We start from the raw sequence: 15,509 nt of genomic DNA on the forward strand, positions 1-15,509 counted from the left end.
AGGCGGTCGAGAATAGAAAAGGTGTGCGGATGCCCATGAAGCAAATAATTGTATTGGCTCTGATAATCATGGGAATCGCGCCCATGGCCACCGCCGAAACACAGATCATCGACATGCCCGACGCACCGGTTGAAATCGTCGCGGTAACCGCGAACTATGTGGAAAAAGGAAAATACAGCCGCGAAGGTATAAGATTCGGGGCAAGCATCAAAAATATTACCGATCAGGATGTTGCGGCCTATTCGATCAATTTCGTGACCTTCGATGTGTTCAACGAAAGCCTCGGGCGCCCGTTTTCCGGCTATTCCATGGAGGGTATTCTGTTTGGTGGAACCGCGAAGGTACGGTGGCAGAACAACCCCCTTTCGGCGTTCCGGTTCGGCACCGATGGTTCAGGCACCGCTGTGGCCTATGTATCGCGGGCGCGTCTGCGGGATGGTACAATCTGGAAGGTCGATCCCGAAATTGTGTTGCAGGCACTTCAGAAGATCGAAGAAGATCTGACGCTTGAGGATATTGAACCGGAAGGCGGGTGATCACCGCTCAAGAATCAACCGGCCACTGGCGATTTCAATCCGCCCGAACCGGTTGAGATAACTCATCCCCAGAAGCGAGCCCTGACATTTCGCCACCGTTTACGGACGCACCGACGCTGCGGTCCACCACGCCGCCCAATGCCACACTGTCCAATGTGACCCGGGCGATGGGCACCACGCCATTGGCCGTCTGCGCCTGCGACAGATAGGCGAGCCTGTCTGGGTCGATCCCCACGCGCGCGGCGTCTTCATGGGTCAGCACCATGTCGCTTGCGCCCGTGTCGATCACGAAACGGACCGGAACGCCGTTGATGTCAAGGCTCAGGTGGTAATGGCCGTCATAGGACAGGGGCACCTCGATCCGCGCGCCGCCGCCGATCACACTTTGGCGTGGTGCAACATTGTCGCGGATGCCGGGCCACAATCCTGCAACGGCAATCGCGCCCATAAAGATCAGGCCCCAGATTGCCCCCTGTTGCAGGGTTTTGCCAAAATTATCGCGGTTGGAGACCACGAAATAGCCGCCAATCGCCACAAGGAGCAGCAAAAGATAAAGGAGTTGTCCGATGTGATCGCCATTCATGACCCAGAGATAGGCGCGCCGGTGCGACTTTGCCAGTGCTCAGACGATCATCAGGGCGCGCACGCCATCCACCACGAATTGTACGGAAAGCGCGGCCAGCAACATGCCCAGCAGCCGGGTGATGACATTGATCCCCACATCGCCCAACAACCGCTCCAGCAGGCCCGCCGCCAGAAACAGCCCCAGTGTGATCAGCAGGACGCAAGCCAGCACCAGATGTATCAGCACCATCGCCCCCCAATCCCCGCCGGCCTGTCCGGTCAGCAGGATCATCGTGGCAATGGCACCCGGCCCGGCGATCAGCGGAGTGGCAAGGGGAAAGACCGAAGGATCGTCTTCGTTCGCATCGGCCTGACCTTGACGCCGTTCTGTGCGCCGCTCAAACAACATATCAAGGGCGGTAAGAAACAAAAGGATGCCCCCGGCAATGCGAAAGGCAGGCATGGAAATGCCGATAAATCCCAGAACCGCCTCGCCGAACAGCCCGAACAACGTCAGCAGGGCCGCGCCGATGAACAGCGACCGCAGGCCGATCGCGCGCCGCCGTGCCGGGTTCATTCCCACGGTGAGGGCCACGAACAGCGGGGTCAGGCCGATGGGATCAATCACCACGAAAAGCGTAACAAAAGCGGTGATGTAGAACGCAAAATCCATGGTTCAGGCCTTTGCGCTCTCAAGTTTTTCCAGCGATTTCATCCACAGGCCCTCGGCCCGGTCCAGGGCCTCCATCACTTCGCCGTATTTCTTTTGCCACACTTCGGCTTCGCCCGCCTTGCCCGGTTCATAAAGCGCCGGATCGGCCAGCTTTTTCGCCAGTTTGTCGCGCATGGTGGACAGTTTGTTCACCCGCTCTTCGCCGCGCTTCACCTCGGAACGCAGGGTGGAAACCTCTTGTTGGGTGATCTGTTTCACCTTTACCGGCTTGGGCTTTTCCGGCGGTGCATCGGCGGACAACAACAGCTTGCGATAGCTTTCCAGATCGTCGTCATAGGGCGCGACCCGGCCATTTTTCACCAACCACAACCGATCAGCCACCAATGACAGCAGATGCATGTCGTGGCTCACAAGGATCACCGCGCCGCTATAGGCGGTCAGCGCCTCGACCAGAGCTTCGCGGGATTCCATATCAAGGTGGTTGGTCGGCTCATCGAGGATCAGCATGTGGGGCGCGTCGATGGTGGCGACCAGCAACGACAGCCGCGCCTTTTGTCCCCCCGACAGCCGCCCGACCACGGTTTCCACCTGCGCCGCGGCCAGGCCAAACCCGGCAAGGCGCGCGCGGTGGCGCGATGGCGTTTCCTTGGGGCGCAGGCGGCGCAAATGGTCAAGCGGAGTTTCATCGGCGCGCAATTCGTCCAACTGGTGCTGGGCAAAATACCCGACGCGCAGTTTGTTCGATTTGGTCAACCGCCCGCCCATCGGATCAAGTTTACCCGCCAACAGTTTGGAAAGTGTTGATTTTCCTTCGCCGTTGCGGCCCAGAAGGGCAATGCGATCATCCTGATCGATCCGCAGGGTCAGCTTGCTGAGCACAGCGCGTTCCCCGTACCCGACCGAGGCCGATTCAAGATTGACGATGGGGGGCGACAATTCCTCTGGCTCGGGGAAGGTAAAGGCGCGCAGGGCGGCCTCTTGCGGGCTGGAAATGGTTTCCAGCTTTTCAATCATCTTGATGCGTGATTGCGCCTGTTTGGCTTTGCTGGCCTTGGCGCGAAACCGGTCCACGAAACTTTGCAGATGGGCACGCCGCGCCTCGACCTTGCCGCGCTGCGCCTCGGCCACCGCCAGACGGGCGGCGCGGGTGCGTGCGAAGGTGTCGTAATTTCCGGTATAAAGCGTTAACTTGCGGTCTTCGAGATGCAGGATATGGCCCACGGCGCGGTTCAACAATCCGCGATCATGGGAAATCACCAGCACCGAATGGGGGTAACGGCCAAGATAGTTTTCCAGCCACAGGGCGCCTTCAAGATCGAGATAGTTTGTCGGCTCATCCAGCAACAGCAGGTCAGGCGCCGAAAACAGCACCGCCGCCAAGGCCACGCGCATGCGCCAGCCACCGGAAAACGCCGAACATGGCATGAGCTGTTCTTCGTGGGTAAAACCCAGGCCGCGCAGGATGGACGCGGCGCGCGCCTCGGCGGACCATGCGTCAATATCGGCCAGACGGGCCTGAATTTCACCGATCCGCACACCGTCGGTCGCGGTTTCGCTTTCGGCCAACAGCTCGGCGCGTTCGGTATCGGCGGCCAGAACGGTGTCGATCAGCGACACTTCGCTGCCCGGCACCTCTTGCGCCACACCACCGATGCGGGCCTTTGCGGGCAAGCGGATATCGCCGCCCTCCAGCACCAGGTCACCGCGGATCAGGTTGAACAGCGTGGTCTTGCCGGTGCCGTTGCGCCCGACGATACCCACCTTGTGGCCACCGGGAATCGAGGCCGACGCCCCTTCAAACAGGGGGCGGCCTTCGACGGAATAGGAAATGTTGTCTATGATAAGCATGGCGTGCATGTGCCAGTGCTGCCGCGCCGCGTCAATCGCGCCTTTTCACCGGGCGCGCCCCATGTTAGCAGGACGCCGGATTTACGGGGTCGGCACGGGGCTGACCCTGCTCAGACAGAGGCAGAGCCAATGGCCATTGAACGCACCCTTTCGATCATCAAACCTGACGCCACCAAACGCAACCTGACCGGCAAGATCAACGCCAAGTTCGAAGATGCCGGTTTGCGCATCGTCGCGCAAAAGCGCATTCACCTGACCAAGGAACAGGCCGGCAAGTTTTACGAAGTGCACGCCGCGCGCCCGTTCTATGACGAACTGTGCGAATTCATGGCATCCGGCCCGGTTGTCGTGCAGGTTCTGGAAGGCGAAGGCGCCATCGGCAAGAACCGCGAAGTCATGGGCGCGACCAACCCCGCCGACGCCGCTGCGGGCACTGTGCGCGCCGATTTTGCCGAATCCGTTGGCGAAAACTCGGTCCACGGGTCGGACGCGCCGGAAACCGCTGCCGAAGAAATCGCATTCTATTTCTCGGGTCTTGAACTGGTCGGCTGATCGTTCAACCCGCTGAGTGTGAAAGGCCCGTGCGATGCGCGGGCCTTTTTCGTGTCATGCCGGTTTGTGCGCTGCCATGGCAAGCCCTTGAACCGGTTTGCGAAATTCAAGGCGCAGGGTGTCGCGGTGGGTGTGTTCCACGGTGAAACCGGCGCCTTCCAACGCCTGCCGCAAGTAAGCCTCGCTGTGGCAGCTGCGCCCGGAGGGGTTGAGGCCATAGCCGGGGGCCGGAATGTCGGCGGGGGCCTCTTCGACGGTGAAAATAAGCCAGCCACCGGGCACCAGCCGCCCGGCGAGATTGGCAAAGACCTGATCCAACCGACCGAAATAAACCAGAACATCGGCGCAGACCGCCAGATCGAAGGTGTCATCGGGCAGGGTCTCGGCCGCGGCCAGATCGCTGCGGCACAACAGATCATAGGTGCCTTTGGCCAGACATTTTTCCAACATTTTCACTGACAGATCGGCGCCATGCAGCAATTTCGCCCGGGGCCGCAGATAGGGTTCGCACAGCCCGGTGCCACAGCCCGCATCGAACACCCTGAGCGTGTTGTCCCGGGGCAAGCCGATATCATCGAGCACGGCGCCGATCATATTGGGGCCATTGTTGCCAAGCGCGGCAAGGCTTTGGTCATAGCTGGCCGCGAATCCATCAAAAATCCGGTTGGCGGTGTCGCGCTGGTTGATCTGTTCGATTCCGCCGGACAGGGCCGCGCGCAGGGTCAGCGCACGTTTACCGATTTCTTCGGACTCCCCCAGCAGGGGCAGGCCGGCATCCAGAATGCGCAGGGCTTCTGCCTTTTGGCCGTGAAAGCCCAGCAGCGACACCAACCCCGAAAGCACCCGTCCGGGCGACTCGCTTCGTTTCAGTACCGGGGCCATGTCGATACTGCCGGGTTGAAAGGTGCCGTTTTCCAGGTGGCACAATGTTTGCAAGAACAACGCCTCGTCGCTGTCGGGGGCAAGTTTCACGGCTTTGTCCAGATGGGGGGCCGCCTTGGCATGTTCCCCCAGCAAAATCAGCACGTTGGCCATATGTGTCAGCGCGACGGGTTCGTCGCCATAATTCTCTTCGACCTCGGCCAACCCTTTGTAAAGTTGCGCGCGGATCTGATCTGCGATGTCGTTGCGGTCACATTCGCGCAGCAGGGTTTCGATGATGGCACCCTGTTCCATGGGCACCTCACCACAGCGCAGGGCCGCCATACAGGTTTCCAACGTGGCATTCATATCGCCGTTGCGCAGATGCGTGCGCGCTTCGAAGGTCAGCCGGGCGCATTCCTGTTCGGCATCGGCTTTTGTATCTGTCATGGGGTAAAATCCTCTGGGCTCAATGGCACGATTGAACCCGAAAGACATGCCGCGACGCCAGCGTTATTTGCGCGCGATCACACCGATGCGGTTCAAAACCGCCTCAAGTGTCGCGCGACCAGTGTCGGAATGTTCGGCCTTGAGCGCATCAAACCGGACGCGCAGAGCGTCTTTTTCGGCGCCTTTACAATCGTTCCAAGGACGGCCCTGCAACCCCATTTCAATAACATAATAGGAAATGAAGTGGGCCCGCACGCCATTTGCCAGCAAGCGCGCATAGGCAGCGTCGGTGCCGATCTTGCGCAGGTCTTCGGCGCTGGAAATTCCCGCGCGCTCAAGGGCCTGCGCCATCGCGGGGCCGAGGTTGCGGATTGCCGTGATCGGAGTGGCCATGGACCGATATCTAAATCAATCGGGACGAAACGCCAAGCTTCAGAATGCGGCCCAGTCCGTAAATCGAACGGGGGTTTCGGATTGGGTTGCGGGGATTGTGGTGCCGGGGCGGGGGGCTGATTCGGGGTAGGCATTGGTTACTCCTGCGTTAAGCCGGGGACGAGTTCGTTCAGCTTTGCAGCGAATTTTGGCGACTTTACGGCGTTTGAGGCGCCATTTGGCAGCGATATCAAGGAGACGCCAGAGCTGTTTTTCGGCTCGGCCAATTCCAGCTGATCCAAAACCATCGCGCCGTGATGCCCGTCAACGGGGCATAAAAAAAGCCCCGGCGCGGCGCCGGGGGCTTTTCAACGGGTATATTCAGAGGATCAGGATTTCGGCTCTGCCGGTGCGGCCGCACCGCCGGACCGCGGCGCGTTGCTCTGCCCCGAGGGGTTGAGCGGATCGTCGCGCCGTTGCACCGAGCCTTCAAAGTGGGCGCCGGATTCGATGGCGATCGCCTTGTGAATGATGTCGCCTTCGACCTTGGCGGTCGATGTCAGGCGTACCTTGAGCCCGCGCACGCGGCCCACGACCTTGCCGTTGACGACCACATCGTCGGCCATCACTTCGCCCTTGACGGTGGCGCCTTCGCCCACGGTCAAAAGGTGGGCGCGGATATCGCCTTCGACGGTGCCCTCGATCTGGATGTCACCGGTGGTTTTCAGATTGCCCTTGATCACCAGATCCGCCGACAGCACTGACGCGGGCGGCTTCGCCTTGGGCGCCGAGGGGCTGAAATCGGTCGAGGTTCTGGGAGCGGGTGCTCCGTCGTTTGACGGAGCGGTGGATGATGGCACGGATTCGCCTCCCTGTTTTGGTCCAGGCTCGTTGATTTTGCTCTTAGAAAACATCTTTCGCTGCCTTGATATAGGTCATCGGATTAACGGCTTTCCCACCCACACGCACTTCGTAATGCAGATGAGTCCCGGTGGAACGTCCAGAGCTCCCCATATCACCGATCCGGTCCCCGCGCGATACCCTTTGACCCACTTTCACCCGAATCTTGGATTGGTGGGCATAACGGGTCTCGATGCCGAACTCGTGCTGGATCTTGACCAGGCGACCATATCCATTCGACCATCCGGCGTGGGTGACCACGCCATCGGCGGTGGCATAAATCGGGGTGCTATAGGCGGCAGCAAAATCTGTGCCTTCGTGCATCCGCCCCCAACGCCGGCCAAATCCGCTCGTGTATCGGAATGCCGATTTCAGAGGGAGGGAGAACGGCGCCTTTTGGGCGGCGATGCGATAAAGATTCATCTTGTCCAGCTTATCCAGAATGCCATTGGCCCGGAGGCTGTCCGCATCCGGCGTTTGGCTTTTGGTGGAAAAGGTGATCGGTGTCAGGGGGCCGCCCTGACCGGAATAGCCTTTGCGCACAGCGTTCAGCAGGGTGTCGGGGTTCAATCCGGCGGCGCGGAACATCTTGTCCAACGGCGCAACCGAGATCGTGACGGCATCTTCAAGCTGGCCGAAAATCCGGTCGTTGCGCATTTCCACCAGCTTGCGGTCGTTGATCGCGGCTTCGGCAAAGGCCTCGGCATCGGATGCCTGAGTCGCCATATGATCACGCTCGGCGGCGGTGTGGTTCAATGCGGCGGCCAGATAATCCATGGTCGCTTCGGCATCGACCATCCGGCCTTTTTCGCGTTGGTTCAGGCCGGTATCCTGCAGCTTTTCCTCAAGAGAGGCGGTTTCGACACGGGCGTCATCGCGTTCTTTAAGGGTGCGGCGCAGGGTGTCCTGGGTCAGGGCAATGCCGGTTTCCAGCTCGGTGCGCCGGGCTTCGGATTTCAGCAGGCTGGACTGCATTGTCGAAACCCGGGCCAGCGCGGTGTTGAACCGATCCTGTGCGTTGCGGGCATCGGTGGCCCGCTCGTCACGTTCGATGGACAGGGCGTTCAGCCGTTTTTCATAGGTGGCCTGTTCGCGTTTGGCCTGATCGCGGATGTTGCCTGCGCCGATCGTGTCCATCAACAGGATCGACGTGGCAACAATGGACCAGCCAACCAGAAGGGCACTGCCGGAAATGGCCAGAAACTGTGTCCCCGATGACAAACGCAGAAAGCGCGTTTCGGTATCGGACCGAAGGAATAGACGTTGCTCGGGAAAGGCCCGCTCAAGCGCGGCCTTGAGAAAGTTACTGTTTGGTGCTGTCACGTATTCCGTCCCGTTGTTTATCGGCCATTCCCCATGGCAGCATCAGGTCCCCAACCTTTTGCCACACCGTGATTAGCGGCGGGAATGCCGAAGGGCAACATTTTTGCGCCTTTTCCCGGGGTTAGGCGGATGGTCACCGGTGATATAGGCGGATTTTTGCCGAAATGCGGCGCCTCAGCGGTCGGAAATGGCTGATCCGGTGGCCAGGGGCCAATAGAAATCAAGAGGTAGGCCCGCTTCGGCCCTTTTTTCGTCATTGAACGGCGGCTTCAGGGGGCCGTGAAAATAGCGGCGGACCAGATCGTGAAACACCTCTTTCGGGTCCAGATCATGGCGTCCGCACAGAAAGTGAAACCATTTGCTGCCATAGGCCACATGGCCCACTTCCTCGGCATAGATGGTTTCGAGCGCTGCGACGGCATCGTCGGCCTTGGCGCGGCGGAACACCTCGATCATCCCCGGCGTCACATCCAGCCCCCGCGCCTCCAGCACCATGGGCACCACGGCAAGACGGCCCATGAAATCTTCGGCGGTATCTTCGGCGGCGCGCCACATTCCCGCATGGGCGGGCAGGGCGCCGTAATGGCTGCCTGCGGCCTCAAGGCAATCACACATCAGGTTAAAGTGTTTTGATTCCTCATCCGCCGCCTTGACCCAATCGTCATAATACCCGGGCGGCATCTTTATATGGGAAAACCGCGCGATGATGTCCCAGTGCAGATCGACGGCGTTCAGTTCGATATGGGCAACGGCATGAAGCAGCGCAATCCGCCCCTCGGGTGTGCCGGGGCGGCGGCGCGGCACATCGCGGGGCGACAACAGCGCAGGTTCCTCGGGGCGTGCCGGGCGCAGGGGCGGGGTGGCGGTGCCGATTTCGGGCAGTTCACCCGCCGCGCGTGCCGCAAACCAGGCGGCGGCGTGACGGCGGGACAGGGCGGTCTTGGCCCGGCCATCGGCGGTGGTCAGAACCTCGACCGCCATGTCGCACAGGGGCATCATGTGTCGGCGCCCGCCTGCACGGCTTCCAGCACCTCATGCACATGGCCGGGTACTTTTACCTTGCGCCATGTGCGCACGATCTGCCCGGTCGCGTCGATCAGAAAGGTGGCGCGTTCGATTCCCATGGATGTCTTGCCATACATGTTTTTCTCGACCCAGACGCCGTAAGCCTCGCAGACCTGATCGTCGGCGTCCGACAGCAGCGCCACGGACAGGCCGTATTTGTCGCGGAACTTGTCATGCTTGGCCACGGTGTCTTTGCTGACCCCCAGAACCACGGCACCGGCGGCCGCGAATTCAGCGGCCATTTCGGTGAACCCCTGCGCCTCTTTGGTGCAGCCCGGCGTGTCGTCGCGGGGGTAAAAATACAGCACCACGGGTTTGCCCCGCAGATCCGACAGGGTAACACTGCCGCCGCCATCGCGGGGCAGGGTGAAATCTGGGGCGATTGCATCACGCATGGGGTGTTGATCCTTCGTCATCGGCATTACGGGTTCCGTTTTAGGCCCCATGTGCCAAAGATACACGCAGAAACACAGGGATGCATCCAGGTTTGACCGACGACACCTCATCCGAGCCTCAGGCTCCACCGCCCCGGCGGCGGCGCGGCGCCGTTGTGGCCCGTCGGGCGGGGCATCTGGGGGGCTGGCTTGTTCTGCTGGCTTTGGTGTTGGCGATTCTGGCAGGCATTGCCGCGCTGGCCCTGACCGAGCGCAACCTGATCCTGCCCGACTGGGTGACAGAGCGGGTCGAGGCCCGGGTAAACCGCGATCTGGTGCGCGGCCATGTCGATCTGGGGCGCATTGCCGTATATATAGACCGGCGCGGTGTGCCGCGACTGTCGCTTCTGGATGTAAAGCTGTCGGACAGTGACGGCGCCGGGGTGGCCCGGTTGAACCGGGTGCAGGCGGGGTTTGATCCGCTGGCGCTGTTGAAAGGGCGGATCGCGCCGCGCTTTTTGACGCTGGCGGGGGCGCAGATCACCCTGCGCCGGGCGGCGGACGGCAGCTTTTCGCTGTCGTTCGGGCAGGGCGCTGCGGCCTTTCCCGGTCTGCCTGCGGTGCTGGACGCCATCGAGGCGCAATTGGCGCAACCGCTGTTTGCCCGTATGGATCGCGCGGCAATCCGCGATCTGACCGTAACCCTTGAAGATGCCCGCACGGCGCGGGTCTGGCAGGTGGTGGATGGTCAGTTGACCCTCACCCAAACCCCCGAGGCGGTGGAGCTGGGCCTTTTGGCCGAGGTGTTCAACGGCACCGACACCCTGGCACAGGTGCAGGTTTCCGCGCGCAGCCTGCGCGGCGACGGGCGCGCGGCGATCACCGCGAATATTTCCGATGTTGCAGCACAGGACATCGCCGCACAGGCGCCGGCCCTTGCCTTTCTCGGGGTGCTGAACGCGCCGATTTCGGGGGCGCTGCGCGCCACATTGAACAGCGACGGGATGCTCGACGAACTGGCAGGCACGTTGGATATCGCCGCCGGTGCGGTGCAGCCGCGCCCGGAAACCGAACCGTTGGAGTTTACCAAGGCGCGCACCTATTTTTCCTATAATCCTGCCGCCCAGAAGATCACCTTTTCCGATATTTCGGTGGACAGCCCCGAATTGAGCGCCCAGATCACCGGCCATGCCTATTTGCGCGATGTGTCGGAACAGGGGTTTCCCGACGCCCTTGTGGCGCAACTCAGCCTTGAGCGGCTGCGCGTGGCGCCCCTTGGGGTGTTTTCCGACACGCTGACCTTTGAACAGGGCGCGGCGGATGTGCGGTTGCGCCTCAACCCGTTTACCCTGGACATCGGGCAGGTCGTGCTGAGCGAACCCGCGGCAGAGGCAGGCACCCATCGCCGCTATGTGGCCCGGGGCAAGATCAGCGCCGACGCGGCGGGCTGGAACGTGGCGGTTGATATGAATGCGCCCGAGGTGCCGGTGGATCGGGGGCTGGCGCTGTGGCCGGTGCCGGTTGCGGCCAAGACCCGCCACTGGCTGGCCGAGAACATCTCGACCGGAACATTGTTCAACGTGAATGGCGCCTTTCGCAAACACCCGGGCGCGCGCGGCACGCTGGCGGCCAGTTTTGCCTTTCGCGATGCCACCCTGAAATTCCTGCGCGACATGCCCCCGGTTGAGGGCGGCGCGGGCTATGCTTCGATCACCGACAGGCGTTTTGCCCTGACCGTGGAGCAGGGCGCGGTGACAGCCCCCGAAGGCGGCGCGATTGATCTGGCCGGGTCGGTCATGGTGGTGCCGGACACCCGCCAGAAACCGGCGCAGGGCGAATTCACGCTGAAAACCGAAGGCGCGATCCCCGCGGTGTTGTCGCTGCTTGATTTGCCGCCCCTGCGCATTCTGCGCAACAGTGCCCGTGGCCCGGATATGGCCGAGGGGCGCGCGCAGGTGACGACCACGTTGTCGCTGCCGTTTCGCAAGGGGCTGAAACCCCCTGATGTGAGTTATGAAAGCGAAGGGGTGCTGAGTGCAGTGCGTTCGACCACTCTGGTGCCCGGGCGGGTGGTGGCGGCGGATCGCCTGTCGGTGCAGGTGTCGCCGGTGGCGGTGGTGATCGACGGTGCTGCGACCCTGGACGGGGTGCCGGTAAAGGCGCGCTGGCGCATGGGGCTGAGCCCGGACGAGCGCGGCAAAAGCCGCCTTCAGGGGCAGGTGGAACTGTCGGCGGCCACGGTCACGAAACTTGGCATCGGCCTGCCCGATGGCATGGTTTCGGGCCGGGGACAGGCGGATGTGACCGTGGATCTGGCCACGGGGCAACCGCCGCAGTTGCATCTGACCTCGGATCTTGCCGGGGTCGGGCTGGGCCTTGATGCGCTGGATTGGCACAAACCACCTGCGGCCCGTGGCACCCTGTCGCTGCGCGCAACCCTGGGGGCAACGCCCATGGTCGATGCCATCACGGTGAACGCGGCCGGGCTGAAGGCCACCGGGCAGATCTCCCTGGCCCCCGGTGGCGGGTTGGAGCGGGCGACATTCGGCCGGGTGCAGTTGAACGATTGGCTGGATGCGCCGGTGACCCTGCGCGGACAGGGGCGCGGGGTGCCCCCGGCGATCACGGTATCGGGCGGGCGGCTGGATTTTCGCAAGGCGGGGTTCGGCAAGGGCGGCGGCACGGGCGCGGCGCGCGGGCCGATCACGATCGGGTTGGACCGGTTGGTGGTGAGCGAGGGCATTACCCTGACTGATTTCACCGGCAAACTGGCGGCGGGGATCAGCACCAACGGCAGCTTTACCGCCCGGATCAATGGCGGCACCCCGGTGCGCGGCGAGCTGGCGGGCGGGCCGCAGGGGGTGAGCCTGCGCCTGACCTCGGCGGATGCGGGTGGGGTAATGCGGGACGCGGGGTTGGTGAAGAACGGCTATGACGGGCCGATGGAGATGATCCTGCGCGCCACCGGCCTGCGCGGCACCTATGACGGGACGTTGACCATTGGCCGCCTGCGCATTCGCGGGGCGCCCGCGATGGCCGATCTGCTGGGCGCGATTTCGGTGGTCGGGTTGTTGGAGCAATTGCAGGGCGATGGTTTGGTGTTTGAGCAGACCCAGGCGCAGTTTCGCCTGACCCCATCCCAGGTGGTGCTGTATCAATCGAGCGCCACGGGCGCGTCCCTGGGGATTTCACTGGACGGCGTTTACGATCTGGCCAGCAAGCAGATTGACATGCAGGGGGTGATTTCGCCGATTTACCTGCTGAACCGTATCGGTTCGATCTTTACCCGGTCTGGGGAGGGATTGTTTGGATTCAATTTTCGCCTGACCGGGGCGGCGGCGGCGCCGGATGTGCAGGTGAACCCCCTGTCGATTCTGACGCCCGGAATGTTTCGCGAGATTTTCCGACGGCCAGCGCCCGAACGGTGAGGGTGGTTTCGGTTTCGGGTGTCGGATTTTGAGTATTTTTATCAGTAAAAAGTCAGGGCGTGTTGACCTTTGGCATATGTCCGCGCCATAGGCGGGTGATGAAGCTGAGTGATTTCGATTTTGACCTTCCCGAGCCATTGATCGCCACCCGGCCCGCGCGTCCGCGCAGTTCGGCGCGGATGCTGGTGGCCGAGGGGGATGGGATTGTCGATGCACGGGCGATTGACCTGCCCTCGTTTCTGCGCCCGGGTGATCGGTTGGTGCTGAACGACACGCGGGTCATTCCGGCGCGCCTGTCAGGGCAGCGGTTTCGCGACGGGGCCGAGGGGCGCACGGCGGCGCGTATTGAGGTGACGCTGTTGGAGCCACGGGCCGATGGCGGCTGGCGGGCGTTGTTGAAGCCTTTGAAAAAGCTGCGCGATGGCGAGGAGATCGTGTTTTCCGATGCCTTGCGCGCCCGTCTGACCGGGCGGGAGGATGGCACCGGGTTCTTGGCGTTCAACCTGACCGGCGATGATTTTGACGCGGCCCTGGCCGAAGCGGGGCAGATGCCGTTGCCCCCCTATATTGCCGCGCGCCGGGCCGCCGATGCCCGGGATCGCGAGGATTATCAGACGGTCTGGGCCGCCCGTTCGGGGGCTGTGGCGGCGCCCACGGCATCGTTGCATTTCGACGCGGCCTTGCTGGCGGCCCTTGCCGCGCGGGGGGTGACGTTCAGCCACGTCACCCTGCATGTGGGGGCGGGCACGTTTCTGCCGGTGAAGGTGGACGATATTGCCGATCACAAGATGCATGCGGAATGGGGCGAGGTGCGCGAGCAGGCGGTGGATGAGATCAACGCGACCCGGGCGGCGGGCGGGCGGATCATTCCGGTGGGCACCACGGCCCTGCGCCTGATTGAAAGCGCGGCCCCTGCGGCGGGCCGGATCGCCCCCTGGCGTGGGCCGACCGACATTTTCATCACGCCGGGATACCGGTTTCGGATTACCGACGCGTTGATGACCAATTTCCACCTGCCCAAAACCACCCTGATGATGCTGGTGTCGGCCTTGATGGGGCCGGAGCGGGTGCGGGAGATATATCAGCATGCCATTCGGTCTGAATACCGGTTTTTCTCTTACGGCGATGCGTCGCTTCTGATACCGCCCGGCCAAATGCGACACGGCTGAGTCGCCCCGGGGCAAGTGGCCCCTGAAATGCAGGCCCAAGATGGCCGGACAACGGGATCGGACGGAATATGTTGGTGGTTTTGCGCAGTTCCTGGGCGCTTTTGCTGGGAATGGGATTGCTGATGCTTGGCAACGGGCTTCAGGGAACGTTGCTGGGTATTCGCGGCGGGCTGGAAGGGTTTTCGACGTTTTCGATGTCGATTGTCATGTCGGCCTATTTTCTGGGCTTTCTGGGCGGGTCGCGCATGGCCCCCGAGTTGATCCGCCGGGTGGGCCACATCCGGGTGTTTGCCGCGCTTGGGTCGTTCATTTCGGCGATCCTGATCATGTATCCGGCGATTGCCGATCCGATCGCCTGGACACTGCTGCGCGTTGCCATCGGATTTTGTTTTTCGGCGGTCTATGTGACGGCTGAAAGCTGGCTGAACAATGCGTCAACCAATGAGACCCGGGGGCAGAGCCTTTCGCTTTATATGATTGTGCAGATGATCGGGATCATCGGGGCGCAGGGCATTGTCGCGCTGGGTGATCCGTCCGGGTTTATCATGTTCATCATTCCGTCGGTTCTGGTGTCGATCAGCTTTGCACCGATCCTGTTGTCGGTGAACCCGACGCCGGCCTTTGAAACCACCAAACCCATGAGCCTGCTGTCGCTTTACCGGCTGTCGCCCCTTGGCTGTGTCGGGATGTTTTTGCTGGGTGGGGTGTTTTCGGCGCAATTCGGCATGGCTGCCGTTTACGGCAGCGAAGCGGGGCTGAGCGTGCGCGAAATCTCGATTTTTATCGCCACGATCTATATCGGGGGGATGCTGTTGCAATATCCGATCGGTTGGGTTTCGGACCGGATGGACCGGCGCGTTCTGATCTGTGGGCTTGCGCTGATCGGGGGGCGGCCTGTGTGTTGGGTGTGGTTCTTGGCCACCTGTTCGGCGTGCTGCTGGGCGTGGCCTTTCTGATCGGGGGGATGTCAAACCCGCTCTATGCGCTGCTTTTGGCCTATACCAACGACTATCTCGAACAAGAGGACATGGCGGCGGCGTCAGGCGGGATGATGTTTATCAACGGCGTGGGGGCGATTGCCGGGCCGCTGATCACCGGTTGGATGATGGGGCCGTTCGGGCCGCCGGGGTTCTGGATGTATATTGCAACGCTCATGTTGGTGCTTGGGGGGTATGCCCTGTACCGGATGACCCAGCGCCCGGCGCCCAGTGTCGGCGATACCTCGTCCTATGTTTCGGTGCTGCCTTCGGCTTCGGCGCTGACGATCGAAGCGGCGACAGAGTGGGCCGCAGAGCACACGGACGATGCCGATCCCGAGGGGGATGTGGGCTAGTCTTGGTTTTGTCGGATTTCTGTGTCACGAATCAGGATAAGCGCTCTTAATGTGGTGAGGA

13 protein-coding genes and 1 pseudogene are annotated in these 15,509 nt (G+C 62.1%); 5 read left to right on the forward strand and 9 right to left on the reverse strand.

Annotated elements, in window-relative coordinates:
* Window positions 1-83: 83 nt before the first annotated feature.
* Window positions 84-536 carry a hypothetical protein gene (locus AC0L7P_RS11180; protein ID WP_473432860.1) on the forward strand — a complete coding sequence of 151 codons (453 nt, stop codon included), beginning with the start codon at window positions 84-86 and terminating at the stop codon, window positions 534-536.
* Between the two features lie 34 nt (window positions 537-570).
* Here the strand turns inward: AC0L7P_RS11180 and AC0L7P_RS11185 are convergent, their stop codons facing one another.
* The 3 genes from AC0L7P_RS11185 to AC0L7P_RS11195 are packed head-to-tail and all read right to left on the reverse strand — an operon-like array spanning window position 571 to window position 3,621.
* Window positions 571-1,119: a retropepsin-like aspartic protease family protein gene (locus AC0L7P_RS11185; RefSeq protein ID WP_473432861.1), complete on the reverse strand. Its 549-nt coding sequence runs from the start codon at window positions 1,117-1,119 to the stop codon at window positions 571-573.
* Between the two features lie 39 nt (window positions 1,120-1,158).
* Window positions 1,159-1,773: a MarC family protein gene (locus AC0L7P_RS11190; protein ID WP_473432862.1), complete on the reverse strand. Its 615-nt coding sequence runs from the start codon at window positions 1,771-1,773 to the stop codon at window positions 1,159-1,161.
* Between the two features lie 3 nt (window positions 1,774-1,776).
* On the reverse strand, window positions 1,777-3,621 hold the full coding sequence (locus tag AC0L7P_RS11195; protein ID WP_473432863.1) for an ABC-F family ATP-binding cassette domain-containing protein: 1,845 nt from the start codon (window positions 3,619-3,621) through the stop codon (window positions 1,777-1,779).
* A gap of 129 nt (window positions 3,622-3,750) precedes the next feature.
* On the opposite strand from AC0L7P_RS11195, the gene ndk reads away from it, so the two are divergent.
* Window positions 3,751-4,173 carry a nucleoside-diphosphate kinase gene (ndk, locus tag AC0L7P_RS11200; protein WP_473432864.1) on the forward strand — a complete coding sequence of 141 codons (423 nt, stop codon included), beginning with the start codon at window positions 3,751-3,753 and terminating at the stop codon, window positions 4,171-4,173.
* Window positions 4,174-4,227: 54 nt separating this feature from the next.
* Here the strand turns inward: ndk and AC0L7P_RS11205 are convergent, their stop codons facing one another.
* The 6 genes from AC0L7P_RS11205 to bcp all read right to left on the reverse strand — a co-directional run bounded on the left by AC0L7P_RS11205 (window position 4,228) and on the right by bcp (window position 9,539).
* Window positions 4,228-5,484, reverse strand: coding sequence for a methyltransferase domain-containing protein (locus AC0L7P_RS11205; protein WP_473432865.1), 1,257 nt, complete (start codon window positions 5,482-5,484; stop codon window positions 4,228-4,230).
* Window positions 5,485-5,547: 63 nt separating this feature from the next.
* Entirely contained in the window at window positions 5,548-5,877 is a 330-nt protein-coding gene (locus tag AC0L7P_RS11210; protein WP_473432866.1) for a TfoX/Sxy family DNA transformation protein, read from the reverse strand.
* A gap of 368 nt (window positions 5,878-6,245) precedes the next feature.
* Window positions 6,246-6,770, reverse strand: a complete 525-nt coding sequence (locus AC0L7P_RS11215; RefSeq protein WP_473432867.1) for a bactofilin family protein — start codon at window positions 6,768-6,770, stop codon at window positions 6,246-6,248.
* Window positions 6,760-8,079, reverse strand: coding sequence for a DUF5930 domain-containing protein (locus AC0L7P_RS11220; RefSeq protein WP_473432868.1), 1,320 nt, complete (start codon window positions 8,077-8,079; stop codon window positions 6,760-6,762). The genes AC0L7P_RS11215 and AC0L7P_RS11220 overlap by 11 nt, the downstream gene beginning before the upstream one ends.
* Before the next feature lie 174 nt (window positions 8,080-8,253).
* Window positions 8,254-9,078 (reverse strand): ferritin-like domain-containing protein, encoded by an 825-nt coding sequence (locus tag AC0L7P_RS11225; protein WP_473432869.1) that lies wholly within the window; start codon window positions 9,076-9,078, stop codon window positions 8,254-8,256.
* Complete coding sequence (gene bcp / locus AC0L7P_RS11230; RefSeq protein ID WP_473432870.1) at window positions 9,075-9,539, reverse strand: thioredoxin-dependent thiol peroxidase; 465 nt, start codon at window positions 9,537-9,539, stop codon at window positions 9,075-9,077. Before bcp ends, AC0L7P_RS11225 begins: the two co-directional genes overlap by 4 nt.
* Window positions 9,540-9,631: 92 nt before the next feature.
* Here bcp and AC0L7P_RS11235 point away from each other — a divergent pair, with 92 nt between their 5' ends.
* The 3 genes and pseudogenes from AC0L7P_RS11235 to AC0L7P_RS11245 all read left to right on the forward strand — a co-directional run bounded on the left by AC0L7P_RS11235 (window position 9,632) and on the right by AC0L7P_RS11245 (window position 15,448).
* A complete protein-coding gene (locus AC0L7P_RS11235; RefSeq protein WP_473432871.1) occupies window positions 9,632-12,946 on the forward strand; it encodes a YhdP family protein in 3,315 nt (1,104 codons plus the stop codon).
* A gap of 98 nt (window positions 12,947-13,044) precedes the next feature.
* Complete coding sequence (queA, locus tag AC0L7P_RS11240; RefSeq protein WP_473432872.1) at window positions 13,045-14,115, forward strand: tRNA preQ1(34) S-adenosylmethionine ribosyltransferase-isomerase QueA; 1,071 nt, start codon at window positions 13,045-13,047, stop codon at window positions 14,113-14,115.
* Window positions 14,116-14,183: 68 nt separating this feature from the next.
* Window positions 14,184-15,448: pseudogene (locus AC0L7P_RS11245) on the forward strand (MFS transporter).
* The last annotated feature ends 61 nt before the right edge of the window (window positions 15,449-15,509 follow it).

The sequence above is a fragment of the Oceaniglobus sp. K40-3 genome (genome assembly GCF_055808395.1).